The organism is candidate division WOR-3 bacterium, assembly GCA_016867815.1.
GTDB lineage: Bacteria > Hydrothermota > Tepidihabitantia > Tepidihabitantales > Tepidihabitantaceae > UBA2258.
In genome coordinates, this window is the sequence record VGIR01000002.1 from 1 (window position 1) to 14,960 (window position 14,960).

10 protein-coding genes are annotated in these 14,960 nt (G+C 63.2%); 1 reads left to right on the forward strand and 9 read right to left on the reverse strand.

What is annotated here, in order from left to right:
- Positions 1-305: 305 nt before the first annotated feature.
- From FJY68_00570 to FJY68_00610, 9 genes are all read right to left on the reverse strand, one after another.
- Positions 306-1,334 (reverse strand): DUF2334 domain-containing protein, encoded by a 1,029-nt coding sequence (locus tag FJY68_00570; protein ID MBM3330325.1) that lies wholly within the window; start codon positions 1,332-1,334, stop codon positions 306-308.
- A gap of 284 nt (positions 1,335-1,618) precedes the next feature.
- Positions 1,619-3,571: an OmpA family protein gene (locus FJY68_00575; protein ID MBM3330326.1), complete on the reverse strand. Its 1,953-nt coding sequence runs from the start codon at positions 3,569-3,571 to the stop codon at positions 1,619-1,621.
- 441 nt (positions 3,572-4,012) lie between these two features.
- A complete protein-coding gene (locus FJY68_00580; protein ID MBM3330327.1) occupies positions 4,013-4,354 on the reverse strand; it encodes a P-II family nitrogen regulator in 342 nt (113 codons plus the stop codon).
- On the reverse strand, positions 4,351-7,494 hold the full coding sequence (locus FJY68_00585; GenBank protein ID MBM3330328.1) for an efflux RND transporter permease subunit: 3,144 nt from the start codon (positions 7,492-7,494) through the stop codon (positions 4,351-4,353). Before FJY68_00585 ends, FJY68_00580 begins: the two co-directional genes overlap by 4 nt.
- Before the next feature lie 15 nt (positions 7,495-7,509).
- A complete protein-coding gene (locus FJY68_00590) occupies positions 7,510-8,571 on the reverse strand; it encodes an efflux RND transporter periplasmic adaptor subunit (protein MBM3330329.1) in 1,062 nt (353 codons plus the stop codon).
- A gap of 3 nt (positions 8,572-8,574) precedes the next feature.
- On the reverse strand, positions 8,575-9,807 hold the full coding sequence (locus tag FJY68_00595) for a TolC family protein (GenBank protein ID MBM3330330.1): 1,233 nt from the start codon (positions 9,805-9,807) through the stop codon (positions 8,575-8,577).
- A gap of 109 nt (positions 9,808-9,916) precedes the next feature.
- A complete protein-coding gene (locus tag FJY68_00600) occupies positions 9,917-10,336 on the reverse strand; it encodes a hypothetical protein (protein MBM3330331.1) in 420 nt (139 codons plus the stop codon).
- Positions 10,337-10,500: 164 nt separating this feature from the next.
- On the reverse strand, positions 10,501-12,270 hold the full coding sequence (locus FJY68_00605; protein ID MBM3330332.1) for a hypothetical protein: 1,770 nt from the start codon (positions 12,268-12,270) through the stop codon (positions 10,501-10,503).
- A 135-nt stretch (positions 12,271-12,405) separates the two neighbouring features.
- Complete coding sequence (locus tag FJY68_00610; protein ID MBM3330333.1) at positions 12,406-13,020, reverse strand: hypothetical protein; 615 nt, start codon at positions 13,018-13,020, stop codon at positions 12,406-12,408.
- Positions 13,021-13,452: 432 nt separating this feature from the next.
- Between FJY68_00610 and FJY68_00615 the strand changes: the two genes are divergently transcribed.
- Entirely contained in the window at positions 13,453-14,916 is a 1,464-nt protein-coding gene (locus FJY68_00615) for a T9SS type A sorting domain-containing protein (protein MBM3330334.1), read from the forward strand.
- Positions 14,917-14,960 lie beyond the last annotated feature (44 nt).

A 14,960-nucleotide genomic window follows, 5' to 3' on the forward strand; every position in this document is an offset into this window, starting at 1 on the left:
GTTTGCCGCACTGATCCGGGGCTGCGAGAATTGGGCGCGGGTGAATTTCAGCGCGGTCGAGCTCGAGCAGTTGGATACGCTCCGGCGGGCGCTGGGAATGGCCGAACCGAAGACGGAGTCCAGCCTTTAGACTACCGGTCAAAAGCTGTCAGCCTGAGATGGATTCTACAGGAGAATTCGGACTTGACCGAACCGAGGGATGGAGGATGAGGGATGAAAGCGGACGGAAGAAGGATGAGGGAGGAAGGACGAACGCCGGATGGCCGCACGCGGCTGGGAGTGCGGATGCAGGATGAGACTCCCGGCTAGCGGTGCGCGTTCCGAACGCGTGGGGGCGTGGAGTGATAGAAGAAGAACTCCGCGTTCTGTGCAGTGAAGAAGGGCGGCTCGTTTCCCCGTCGCAGTCCTCGGCGGGCGCTGAACGTCCGCAGTCGCCGGTAGCCTAAGTCCCGAGTCGTCCTCGCCGCCCCGCTGAGCGTCTGGGCTGCGACGTCGGGCTGAGCCGCAAGCCAAGAGAGCAGGTCACCGAAGGTTTGGTATGTGAACTGGCCACGGTCGCGGTCGGACTCGAAGAAGTTGAAGGCGTGAAGCAAGACGACGATGATCGGATCAGGATCTGAGGAAATTCGAGCGAAATCAACGGCCTCCCGCAGATGTCCCGGAGTGCACGTGTACGGCAGGAATCGCAGTTTCTTGAAACCTCCGCTGTCGGCGATGCCGTGTGTCTGGCCGGAACCCGAGACCATCTCGAAGCCGATGTCCTCCAGTGCGCGCAGCGTGTTTTCGTCATAGCTGTTCCACGGTGGGATGAACGTGGTCACCCTCACGTGATACAGACTCTCCAACGCCGCTCTCCCGGCGGACAACATGCGGAGTTGGGAAGAGTAGCCAAGGCCCCGGAATTCCGATTCGGAACCGGGACTCTTCGGCGCCATCGCGTTGTCACGATGCGCAAAGCCATGCATTGCGACTTCCACGAGACCGGTGCGAGCGGCGGCAGTCAATCTCCCTGCGGTCCCCGGGTCTATGGCCGCGCAGTTCGCAGGGTCATCCGTAAACGTTTCGGATACGTACGGTATCACTCCATAGGTGCAGGGGATGTTGCGCTTCTGGAAGACCGTGAGCAGCTCATCGCCGATACTCGAACCCGACCCCGCGTAGTCGTCGAAACGGAAGATGACTGTAATCCGTCGTGCCCGTGAGGCCGACGCGGCCCGGGCAGGGACACGGCACGCAAGAGGCAGTAGCACGAGAACGAGCGCCAGGCACCGCTGCCAGCTTAGCCGGGCCAAGCGCATGCATTGGCCCGTGCGCGAATTGTGCTGAGAGGTCATGGCTCGGGCGAGGCTTAAGGTTAGGTTGACGCCGACGGCGGTCCTTGGCTCACAGCTTCATTGTAGCGGAGTACCGTGAGTCTGCAAGAACGCGATGACCAACCGGAGCGCGACCCTGTGACCCGGACGTGCCGGCCAGTATCCGGCAGGACGTCTTCAACCCGCTCGCGCCGGTCCACCAGCCTCTTTGTACGCGCGCACGGCAGCGGGGAAGGAAACGGACCGTCCGGCCGAAAAGCAGAGGGGAGGCGTGAGCCTCCCCCTTCGATAGTGCGGTACTGCTGCTACTTCTCTCCTAAGATCTTGAACTCAACCCGGCGGTTGAGTGCGCGGCCGGCGTCGGTGTCGTTTGTGGCAATCGGCATGCTCTCACCGTAACCCCTGGAAGTCAGGCGCGACACGTCGATACCCAGGTTCTGCACCAGGTAGGAGACCACTGAGGCGGCCCGCCGGTCGGAGAGCGACAGGTTGTATGAGTCCGAGCCCTTGCTGTCGGTGTGGCCCTGGATCTCGACGTTGATCGTCGGGTTCTCGTTGAGCATGTTGGCAGCGGCCTCGAGCGCCGGCTTCGACTCAGGCTTGATGGTCGCCAGGTTGAAGTCGAAGTATATACCTTTGAGCGTAACCGACATACCCACCTTCAGCATCGCGAAGTCGCGTACGAACGGCTTGTCTTTCTCGACGATGAGCGCCGTGGTCTGCTTCACGTAGTCCTTCGACTCAACCACGACGGTGTAGGAGCCGGGCATCAACTGCGCCTTGTAGACGCCGGTGGCCGGGTCGGTATTGAAGAGAGCGTTGTCGAACGTAACCGTGGCCGACAGCCCCGCGTCCGTCTTCTTGTCGGAAACCCGGCCGGTAGCGGCGACGGCGACCTCGGCCGGCGAGAGCTTGAATGAGGCCGTAGCCAGCTTGTTGTCTTCGACCGCCAGGGTGATCGTCGCGGCGACGTGCCTGTCCGCGGTCGCGGTTATGGTGTAGACTCCGGTCTCCACCTGGTCGACCTGGAAGGCGCCGGTGACCGGGTCGGCGTTCACCGGAGCAAGTGCGGTGCCGGGGAACTCGATACGAGCACCCATCGGCGCACTGCTCACCGCGTCGATGACGGTGCCGGCAATCGTGCCGTAGGTCTTGAGCGGCCGCAGCTTGAAAGCGTAGTTGGTGACCTTGTCTTCCTCGACGGCCAGCGGCACCGCCTGTCGGTTGTAGCCCTCGGCGCTGACCTCGACCGTAACCGCGCCCACCGGGGCTTTCCTGGCCTCGAAGACGCCATCGGCGTCGGTGGTTATGGATGCCATCTTGGGGTCGTCCGGGAAGGCGATGGTGGCGGCCACCGGCCTGCCGGTGCTGGCGTTGGTCACAGTGCCGACAATCGTGCCATACACGGCCGGCGTGCGCCTGCCGAACGGCGTCGCGAAGCCGAGGCCGACGATGACCTCGTTAGGCTGTTTCACGCTGTCCATCGTGCCGGAGCTGAACGTGTAGCCAGCCTTGAGGAAACCACCGTTGGCGTTGCCGAGGACCACGCCCGGCGTGAGGTGGAGATGGCCGTCAGTAGTACCGAGGATGTCGGTTCCGTTCTGCAGCGAGACTCCCTCGACGAACAGGCCGAATCCTTTGCCCTGCAACTCGACCGCCGCCGCGTACTGGGTCTTGCCTCCGATCTTCCCGTAGTTGACTATCAGGTTCGGAGCCGAAGGCAGCACATCCTGGAACTGGAGCGTGAGCAGACCACTCCACGCGAGCTTGCTGGCTGGGTCGTAGGGGAGGGCTCCAGGGTCGAGGAATCCTGCTGTGTCACGGTACATGAAGGTATAGCTGGCCGTGCCGCCGATCTTGAGCACGGGAATGACCGGAACCGAGAGCTTGCCGCCGGCCTTCAGATCGCCGAACTTCCAGGTGAATCCATCCTCGGCGTAGGACTTGGGCATCTGAATCGCTCCACCCGAGGATGCGAACAACTCCAGCCCGACGTACTTTGTGGCGATTGGCGCGTAGCTAAGCTCGGGCGCGATGGCGTCGGCAACCCAGGCACTCGCGTTTGGGGAATCCTGGGGGGGCAGGAAATCGGCATTCCGGGCGAGCGCGTGAAGCGAGATCGTTAGACCGGCCTCTTCCTCGACCATCGCGTTCTGTACTCGGAACAACCCTTTGCCGCCACCGAACCCCGGGTACGCGAATACGAAGGCGGGTAGCACTGCCATCAGCAGCGCCAGTACTGACACCCTTGTTCTCACCTTAGCTCCTCTGGCTCCTGCGAGCCGCTATGCCTGTTTGACGGATTGTTGCTGGTGTAGCCAGGTCTCCGCGACAATGACTGCCGACTTCTGCGAGTGCTGAAGACCGGATTCACTGGGTCACCTCCAGGGCTCCGAGGAGCCTCGGTGGATGACGTGAAGGGTCTGTCGCACTGCAACCTGCCGGCACTAATATATTGACTCGCGGCAGCTTGTCAAGCCTTCGCCAGGACCCGCAAGACGACGTTAGAGTCACGAAACGCACGAGACGAACGGGTGTTGGACGCTTCAAGCCCGTTTCCCTCGGTTTCAGTTTCCTCGGGGCCATCATGTCCGAAGTCGGGGCAAGAGAGAGCCGCAAGGCACGCAAGGGTCGCGACCCGTGCGCAGAAGCCGGGCACATTCTGTTTCAGCACGCAGACGTTGTGTTTCTGGGAGACTCTAGACCGCAGTCTCTCCGCGCTCACCTGTGCTGATGCGGACGGCATCCTCAACGGGAGAGACATAGACCTTGCCGTCGGCACGCAACCCGGTGTGGGCGCCCGCTTGGATGGCGGATATCACGATCTCGACCAACTCGTCACGGCAGACAATCTCGATCTTCACGTGAGGCACCCAGCGGACACCGTTGTCCTCAATGTGTACCGGTTCGCTTTCGCCGCGGCTTCTGCCGAAGCCGTGGATATCGAAGACGCTCACGCCGGTCAGGCCCGCGAGTCCGTGCAAGCGCTCAATAACTGCCGCCAGCCGTTGGCGCTTGATATAGGCCTCTATCTTCTTCACGATCTACCTCCTGACAGAATCTGCGTTTCAGACCGCCGGTCCTCTTGGACGAAACGTGGCGCAAGCCACGGGTACATGGCGGGAATGAGGATGAGCGTTAGGATCGTCGATGTCACCAGCCCGAAAACCACGACTACCGCCAGTGGACGCTGGACTTCTGAACCCATCCCGGTCGACATCAGCAGCGGCACCAAACCCAGCACCGTGGTGATGGCTGTCATCAGCACCGGACGCAGGCGCAGCAGCCCGGCCTGGATGATGGCCGTTCGCGTTTCGGTCCCCTCCTCACGCAGTTGGTTGATGCAGGTCACCAGGACGAGGGCATTCTGCACCGCGATTCCGAACAACGCGATGAAACCGATTGCCGCCGGCACCGAGAGGTACTCGCCGAAAACCAGCAACCCCAGGACTCCACCGATGAGGGCGAGCGGCACGTTGGCAAAGATGAGCGCCGCCTGTCGGATGGAGCCGAGCGACAGGAATAGCATCAGGAAGATGAGCACCAAAGCGGTCGGGACGATGAAGGCAAGACGTCCCATGGCTCGCTGTTGGTTCTCGAACTGCCCCCCGTACTTCAGCCAGTAGCCCGGCGGCAGCTTGACCTTCGCCTCTACCTGCCGGCGCATGTCGGCCACAACGCTGCCTATGTCGCGGCCGCGCACGTTTGCCGCGATCGTCCAGCATCGCTGATTGTCCTCGCGGTTGACCTGTATCGGCCCGACCGTCGATCGCACGTCCGCCACCTGGCCAAGCGGCACGAGCTTGCCGTCGCGGGAGCTCACCAGCAGGTTCCCGATGGCCTCCGCATCCCGGCGGTACTCCTCCTGCAAGCGAACATTGATGCCATAGCGGCGGGTGTTGAGGTAGATGTGGTCGACTACCTCGCCGCCGACACCCAGTTCCACCGCCTCCAGAATGTCGGCCACACTCACCCCGTGGCGGGAGCAAGCCTCGCGGTCCGCGACTACCTGGACCTGTGGCTGTCCGTAGCTCTGCTCCGCGGCCAGGTCGACGAGCCCGGGTACGCCCTTCACGACCGCCTGTATCTCCTCGGCCTTGAGCCGCAACGTGTCCAGGTCGTCACCGAAGAGCTTGACCGCGAGCTGGGTCTTGACGCCTGACAGCAGCTCGTCAAACATGTTCTGTATCGGCTGCGTGAATCCGACTTGTATCCCGGGGAACTCACCAAGCAGACGGCTCATGTCGTTGACCAGGGCCTCCTTGGAGGCCCAGCGCCGGCGCCAGCCCCGTTCCGGCTTGAGTTCCATCTGGATATGCGCGGAGTTCACCGGATGCGGATGGCTGCCGGCCTCGGGTCGGCCGATCTTGGCGATGGTCTGTTGAATCGCCTGCCCGTACTCAGAGAGAAGCACGCGCTCGACCTGCTGCACCGTCGCGGTGGCCTTCTCCAGCGATATCGACGGCGCCATGGTGACGTTGACCTGAACAACACCTTCTTCCAGAACCGGGATGAACTCCGTGCCCAGCCGCGTCGCTGCGAAGATGCTCAGTGCCAGCGCAATACCGGCCGCGATCGCCACCCGGACCGGACGCCGCACCGTCTGCTCGAGCAATGGCTGGTAGGCCTGCTTCAGCCAGCGGACCAGGAAGAAGTCGCCCCCGGCCCGTCCGCGCAGCAGGAACGATGAGAGCATCGGTGAGAAGACGAAGGCGAAGATGAGCGACCCGGCCAGCGCGAAGAGTATCGTGTAGGCCATCGGCGAGAACATCTTACCTTCCACGCCCTGCAGCGAGAACAGCGGCAGAAAGACGATAGCAATGATCGCCACCGAGAAGAGTATTGGCCGCGCGACCTCGGCCGACGCCTGAGTGATCAGTTTCAGCCGGCTGGCGTTGCGACGGCTCGGTTCGGACATGTGGCGGTACGCGTTCTCCACCAGCACCGTCGCAGCGTCGCCGAGCATACCGATGGCGATGGCGACGCCGCCCAGTGACATCAGGTTTGCGGAGAGCCCGGCAGCCCCCATGAAGATGACGGCAAAGAGCACGCACATCGGCAGGCTCAGGGCCACGACGATGGCGGCGCGCAGGTTGCCGAGGAACAGAATCAGCGTGATGATCACGAGGATTCCGCCGAGCACCAGCGAGGTCTTGACCGTGTTGGTGGCATTATTGACCAGCCGCTGTTGGTTGTAGTAGGGAATCAGTCTGACGCCCGCGGGCAGGGAGGACTGGACCGCAGGGACCTTCCGGTCCAGTCGAGCGATGACATCGGACGTGTTCTCCCCGAAGAGCTTCATGACGATGCCGGCAACAACCTCCTCTGCACCGTCTCGCGTCACGACACCGCGACGGACCTCGCGGCCGTAGTCGACGTCCGCGACATCACGCAAGTAGACCGGCGTGCCGCCGACGACCTTGACCTGGACGTCGCCAAGCTGGTCCCGGGTCTGGATCAGCCCGATACCCCGGACCAGGTACTCCTCGGAACCGACTACCAGGAACTGACCGCCGGCACTGCCGTTGTTGGCGTTGATCGCCTCGACGACGTCGGCGAGCCCGATTTCGTACTTGGCCAGCGCGTGAGGGTCCAGTGCCACCTGGTACTGCAGTACATGGCCGCCCATCGAGAGGATCTCGGTGACGCCCGGCACCGTCTGCAGCTGGTACTTGACGATCCGGTCATTGATGTCGCGCAGGTACGTGTCGGCCGACTTCCCTTCAGTGTCCGCGGTAGAGTCGAGGATCAGATAGTACATGAAGACTTCACCGAGCCCGGTTGAGATCGGGCCGAGCGCAGGCGGTTCGTGCATCTCCGGCAGGTCCGCCATCGCCCCGGCCAGCCGTTCGGCGACGATCTGGCGGGCGAAGTAGATGTCGGTCTCGTCCCGGAAGTAGACATAGATGACAGCCATCCCGAAGGCGGATGTGGACTTCACCCGGGTGACGCCGGGCAGTCCGTTCATGGCCGACTCGATCGGGAACGTTATGAGTCGTTCGACTTCCTCCGGGGCCATACCATGAGCTTCGGCAAAGACCGGGACCATCACGGGCGAGACGTCGGGGAAAGCGTCGGTCGGCAGCTTCCGGTAGGCGATGGCGCCCCAGACGATGACACCAAGCAGCACCGCGGCGGCGACGACTCGCTGCGTCTGGATGAACTCGAAGAAGCGGTTCATTGGCGGCTCGCCCTGTTAGTGGCCATGCCCGGCGTGCCCGCCGAGCGAGCTGGTGACGAGCTTGGCCTTCAGCTCGAATGCCCCGGCGGCCACGTAGGCGTCACCGGGAACAAGGCCGGCTTTGATCTCGGTGTGGGTCGGGCCAGTCGCGCCTACCGTTACCGGCACGGCACGGAACAGGCTGTCGCCAACCGGGACAAAGACAACTGCCTTCTCGTCCAGTCTCTGGACTGCCTCGGACTCGACCGCTGTGACTTGGTCTCCTCCCCCGACGCTGACCTCGGCCCTCACAAACATGCCCGGACGCCATTGGCCGTCAGGATTGGGGAGCACGACTCGCGCCAGGGCGACGCGGCGCTCGCGGTCGAACACCGGGGCCACGTAGGAGATGGTTCCGGTCGCGGACTGCGGGGAACCGACGCTCCGGACGACTGCACGCGCACCCTCCCGAACGTCCGCAAGGTGACGAGGATAGACAACGAGGTCGATCCATACTGTTGACAGGTCGGCAACCGTGAAGAGCGTTGTCTCCTCAGAGGCGTACGCACCGACCGCGCCCTCCCGGGCAACCACCCGACCGGAGAGCGGCGCACGGACCTCGTAAGAAGTCAGGTTCTCGTTCGATTCGACCACAGCGAGCACATCGTCCTTTTCGACCCTGGTGCCGAGAGTGGCATGCATCTCCCGGATGACACAACCGTAGCGCGGCGTGACGTGCACCCGCAGGTCCTCGTTGAAACCGACCTCTCCAGGTAGGACCACCGACCGACCGACGACGACCTTGGCAACCTTGGCAACCTTGATGCCGCCCAGTTCCTGGCCTCGGCTCGATAGTCGGACGGTAGCGTCGCTCTCGCCTTCGTGGAGGTCGGTATCTCCTTCTTCGTGCTCTCCGGGGTCTTCGTGCTTGTCCTGCTCCTCCGCTCTGTGCTCAATGTCCTCGTCATGGCCGTGGTCGGATTCGGCCGCCGGAAGTGGTCCGGCAAGCAGAAAGAGGGTGCCAAGGATGACGATCACTAGCCGGCCGAGTCGCGGAAGCATATCACTCGCGCGGACTGGTACTGCATGTAGTTTCACTTGCTACTCCTTGATGACTTCCGGCTCCACGCCGGTAATCTCGAGCAGGTCCGCAACGTGCGCTACCCGCTCGGCTTGGGACTCAATCAACTCCATCGTCGTCTCGTGAAGAACACGCTGGGCTGCTATCAGTTCAGCGACACCAACGGCGCCCTGCTCGTAGTGCCGTGACAGATCATCGAGCACTCTTCGCTGCGCAGGCAGCAGGACCGAGTACCCGGTGTCGAGCTGTTCGGACCGGTTGGCCAGCTCTGCCAGCAGTCTGTCGATCTGCACCTCGATGTCCGATCGAGTCTGCTGCGCGGCCCACTCCGCTTCGGCAACCCCGAATCGCGCCGCCCGCACCGCACCCTGGTTCCAGTTGAGGACCGGAAGCGGCAGGGATGCCCCCACGCGGGTCGAACTCCCCCCCGACTCCGGGTCGCGCGTCCATGCTCCGAACAGCGCCGGGGCGGGAAGCACGTCGGCTCGCGCCGCGCTCAAGCCGGCTCGGGCTGCGGCGACTTCGTTCACGGCCAGGATCACTGCCGGCTGGCTCATGGCGAGTTTGACGAGCTCCGCCTGGCCGGGAAGCTTCGGGCCGATGACGAATGACCCGGCCGGTCGCCGGCAGGTGTCGGACGAGTCCGCCCACAACGAAGCGAGCGACCGGCAGGCAGCATCGTATCTGCGACGCAGTCCTGCAGCCTCGACATCAAGTGCGGTAAGCTCAAGTTGCTCCCTGACACGGTCGATGTCCCTGGCAGCCCCGGCTGCGACGCGGCGAGACATGTCCGCTACCGACGACCGCAGCAACGCTTGCAGCGTGTCGGCGGCCGCGAGTTGGTCGCGGAGTGCGAGCGCGGTTGCGAAACGTCGCAGTGTCTCGGCCCGCAGCCGCAGGCGCGTCGCGGATTCCTCCAGTCGCGCCGCCTTCAGACCGGCCTGTGCCGTCCGCACGCGTGCGCGCCGCTGACCCGCGATCTCCAGCGGAAGTGTGATCCCGACTTCCAGTGAACCACGGCCGAACTCCTCAGTTGCGAGTTCCAGCTCCGGATTGGGAGGCAGCTGGCCCTGCGTCAGCAACGCCTGGGCGGCTCGAACCGCGATGGCGGCTCGGGCGATCGACGGATTGCCTGCCTGGACACGATTCCAGGCCTCGGACAGCAGGATGTCCTGCGCTCCCGCAGCAACCGCCAGGCGGGCAAAGCAGAGCAGGGCAATGATTGCCACCCTGTCGCTGAAAGGACGTTTCATATCCTCTTCTCCTTTGAATCCATCTCACATCCAAGTTCGTGCATCTGATTTGTCGTCCAAACTGACCCGCGCAACGCGGGTCGGACTGAGGCAAAGTTGTGGAGCTAGTCTAGCAGCGTAGGACGGTCGAGCAGTCGGACGGGCTCAACGGAGTGTCGTGTCCGCCATCGAAAGAGGCGACAGACTGCCGGCACGGACCCACTACCGCTAGTGCCATGCCGGACTCGGACTGACCGCCATCGTGACCGCCCATCCGGGAACCGCAGCACTGCTTGCGTGCCGCGACCACAGTCGCGGGCACTGATACATACCTGCAGGTGCTCGACTTGGCTGGGCAGGGCTCCGACACATGGCCGACCTTAGGACTGCAGTCAGCGATGTCGCAACCAGCAAGGGGCCGGGAGAACGCTGTGTGCGGGAGATGGTCGTCGTTTGCGATGCAGTATGACATGTCGCTCAGCGCCACGCACCAGATGAGGATCACCACAGGCAGGGACCTGGCGAGAGCCGCGACGGTTGACATGACCATGATACGATCTCATTCTACTCGCGGGACGAGTAGAGTCAACCTCCCCCTCTGTCGCTCCCCCTCTGTCGCTCACCAATGATCTCCGTGAGAGCAGTGCAAGGAACTCGAGTTTCGTCACCGGTGCGCCGAACCACGGAGGAAGGCGCAGAAGTTCGTCCGCAGTACTACCGGTCGGGCGAGGTCTTCCCGTCCTGGCCCAGGATCAAGAAGTCCACCCGGCGATTGATCCCGCGGCCGTCGGCCGTGGCGTTATCAGCGACCGGACGGGATTCGCCGTAGCCTTTTGCCGTCAAGCGACTCGGGTCCATTCCCAACTCATGGACGAGGTAGTCGACCACTGACTTGGCGCGCCTTCCGGAAAGCCCGAGGTTGTACTCGTCCGACCCCTTGCTGTCGGTGTGGCCCTGTATCTCGACCCGGATGGTGGGATTCTGAATGAGAATCTTCGCGGCATCCTCGAGGGCAGGGCGCGATTCGGACTTGATGGCTGCCTGGTCGAAGTCGAAGTAGACGCCCTGCAGGGTGATGACCATCAGTTCACTCACGAGCTGGAAGTCCCGCGCCAGGGGCTTGTCCCGTTCGACCAGCACCGTCCCGAGCTGCTCCAGATAGTCGGGCGACTCGACGATCAGCGTGTAGAGGCCGGGCAGCAACTGCGCCTCGTAGATGCCGGTTGCCGCGTCCGTTGTGACCACGGCCGAATCGGCTTCCGGCACCCTGACCGTCGCGGCCAGCGACTTGCCGGTTTTCCGGTCGGTTACCCTGCCCGTGACCTTGACGACAGCGACTGCCCGTGGGAGCGCGATAGCCGCGACGGACGGCCTGCGACTCTCTACCATGAGCGGTATCGTTCGACTCTCGTAGCCCGGGGCACTGGCCTCGACGGTCACGGCGCCTGCCGGTACCTTCGTCGCCCTGAATCCGCCCGTGCTTGTGTCCGTCGCCATCCGGCCGAGTTTCGGATAGTCGGGAAACGTGATGGTTGCGGCCATGGGCGCACCACTTGCGGCGTCCGCAACGGTGCCGACAATCTGCCCGTATTCGTCGGCATGCCCGCCAAGCGGTGTCCCGAAGCCGCCACCGACGACGATTTCGTTCGGGCGTCTGTTTCCATTCAGCCTGTTGTCGAGGCTCAATGTGTATCCCACCTTGAGGAACGCCGAGGTGGCCGTACCCAGGGTGATGCCCGGCGTCACCTGGACGTGACCGTTCTTCGTGTCCAGCACACCTTGCGACTTTCCGTCGGGTTGCCGGGAGAGAGCCTCCACGAAGAGACAGAACTGGTCACCATGGAACTCGACGGCCGCGGCGTACTGCGTCTCGCTGCCAGCCCTGCCGCAGTTGACCATCACGTTCGGCACGGCCTTTGCGAGATCCTGGAAGTGCAGAGTAAGCAGGCCGTTCCATGCCAGACCGGTTGCCGGTGGCAGGGCCGAGGGATCGAGCACCTCCCAGCCGGTTCCGGCCGCGCGCGAAATGAAGGTGTAGGACGCGCTGGCACCCAGCTTCAGCACGGGAATGACCGGAACCGAGAGTTTCCCACCTGCCTTCAGATCGTGTAGCCTCCACACCAGCTCATCTGAGGTTGCGGACATGGGCTTCTGGAGTATCCCGCCCCAGGAACCGAACAATTCGAGACCGAAGCGCTTCCCGGCGACGGGCGCGTAGCTAATTTCGGGGACGAGCAGGTCTGCTATCCAGCCGCGCCTGCCGTTCGTGCCCAGACCGACATTGCGGGTCAGCGAGTGGAGCGAGACGATCAGTCCTGCTTCCGGTTCGACCAACGCGCTCTGCGTACGGAACAGACCTCTGCCGCCTCCCAACCCCGGGTAGGCGAACAGGAGTGCGGGCAGCAGTGCCGTCACCAGGGCAGACATCTGTACTTTCACCCTCATGTCCTCTCCTTGTGCGACTGCGGATTGCCGCCGATTCATGGCCGTGCAGGTCCGCTTGACTGGGTAGCCAGTCCGCCCGGGAATAGCGAAGCAGCCGCAGAGATGCGGCTGCTTCGACTGTCAGGAACCGTTATGCCTGGCTTCTCAGGCTCAATGGGACCTGGGTCCCGCTTTCTACTCGCCGAACCGGCTCAGGTCGTCGAAGAAATTGCCAAACTCGACCTGGAGGCTGCCAACGGCTCTCACGTCGCGGTTGGCCACGGAATCGAAGCCGGTGAAGGTGAACGTGGCGTCCGCGAGGTCGACGATGTCGTAGTCAGGTGGCTCAAGAAAGAAGTCGGCGAAGGTCAACTGCTTCCAGACAGCCGGTATGCAGGTCATGTAGAACGTGGTCTGCGACTTTCCGGTGGCGTCGGCCATGACCGCCTGCCCCAGCGGAACCGTTACCTTCGTGTATATGGGGGGGTCATCGCCGCCGGGAGTATTGCTTCTGAAGCTGATGCTCGCCTTGTTGATGGTTGCCTGGTACGGGGTCCAGGTCGGCAGTCCGGCGCCGATCTCGACGTACTGCAGCACGACTTCGACCGAATCAGGCATATACTGGTAGAGAGTGACATAGTCGCTGTCGATCTTGTCGAAGTACTGCAGGAAATCTGAGATGTCGACCCGTAATGAATTGCCGCCATTGATCGAGACAACGCGAAGCACGCTGGCTCGCTCGCAGCCGGCCGTCAGGAGCAGGCCAGCTATGGCGACCACGGTCAAGAGGCCAAGCAGAGAACGACGCATACGGTTCCTCCTTAGTATAAAGCCGTCGCAGAATTTTACCCCGCAGGGGAGCAGTGTCAAGCGGATTCGGAGCTTACGACTGCTGCCTCCCGCCCGGCAATGTCTCCGGGCCGGTGGCGGCACGGCCGTATCCGTCTGATCTGTCCGCTGCCTGGAACGACCGGGCAAAGGGCGAGCCCGGATCGCACGACTGCTGCCTGCATCCGGATCAGAGGAGCAATCGCCAGCTGGCGCAGGCGCAGGCCCCTTGCCCCGGTCCGGTCATGGGAGTGCCGGTTCGCATGTGTTGACTGCCTGGGCCGGTGTGATATTTTCACACGACCCGGTGGTTGCCAATGGCGAGACCCGGTTGGACACAGCGCCTGGTGCGCGAACCGCTCCGGATGCGACGCGTTCACGGACTGAGAGAGATAGTGGAACCAAGGAGGAAGAATGCGAAAGACAGTACTGGCTCTGATGCTCGTGGCGGCGACGGCCGGAGTCGCGCGTGCGGCCCGACCGACAACGGCGACGAACTCTACGTCTGACCCGGTCCGGACCGGGCGGGTCACCGGGCACATCGCCGTACTCTACGACCGGGCGGGCAAGCTGGTGGGTGGTAACAGCGACGCCGTGAGCGGCGACTCGCTCTACTGGAAGAGCTACAACAGCACGACCTACCTTAAATCGTCGGCCAAGGACCATGACCCGGCTCCTGCCGATAGGACGGCGATGGCGTTCCAGGACAATCAGACTGTCGTATGCATGGACCCGAGCGGTGACTATGTCTACGAGGTCCTCGGCAGCACTATGCGGCGGTTCAGTACGACTGACGGTTCGGACACGAGCTTCACGCTTGCGTACCCCGGCAATGGCGCGTGCGGCACCGACGGCCAGTACGTCTACGTTCCCAGAATCGATTCCATCTACAAATACACTACAACCGGAACGTATGTCAACACGACGAAGATCAACTTCTCCACCAACCAGTACGCGTTCGCGGTGACTAATGACACGCTCTGGGCGGGCGACTTCTCGGGCGTCACGTACTACGGGTACGCCTGCGCCAGGTTCGAGGGCGAGTCGCTCAACTATGACGCCACCTGGAACGTGGGTGGCGGTACCGGTGGCGCGGGGATGAACATAGCGTTTGACGGCACGTACTACTACTGGGCGATGGGCGGCTACCAATCGAACACCTTCAAGCGGTTCTACTCCGACCGGACGTTGTACACGGAGGGGATGGTTTCCACCGACTGCCGGGGCGTGATGTGCAAGGTCGTCGGGTCTCCGCGAGCGGACGTGGCCTGCGTCGAGCTCCTCGCGCCGGCCGACACGGTCGACTCGGGCGCGACGATTACACCCCAGGCCGTGATCCGAAACGTCGGCACGACCGACGAGTCCTTTGACGCGTGGTTCAGCATCGGTTCAGACTACGCGGATACGGTTTCCCTGAGGCTGGCGGCGGGTGCGAGCGACACGGTTGAATTCGCCGGCTGGGAGGCGCTCGACCTCGGTACGTTGGCGGTGACTTGTTCTACGATGCTATCGGGCGACGTCGATTCGATGAACGATGCGGTTCACGACTCGGTCGAGGTCGTGCCGTTCACCGGGATTCGCGGGCGTTTTGACACACACGGCTTGTCTTTGCTCGACGAGGTACTTCCGAACCCGACCAGCGGCCGCGTCGCGGTAAGCTACAGGCTTCCGAACCCGACCGAAGTCAGGCTGTCGGTGTACTCGTCGGCTGGCGTCCCGGTGTGGGTCCTGCAGCGCGGGGTGCAGGACGCAGGTCCCCACCAGGTATCATGGGACGGTCGGGACGAGCAGGGTCGCCGCGTAGCAGCGGGCGTGTACCTCCTGCGGCTCGAGGCCGGCAGGCTTGGCGCTACGCGCAAGCTGGTCGTGCATAGGTAGCAGATCGGCTGCGCAATGGAATGAGCAGGGGCAGGCGAGTGCCT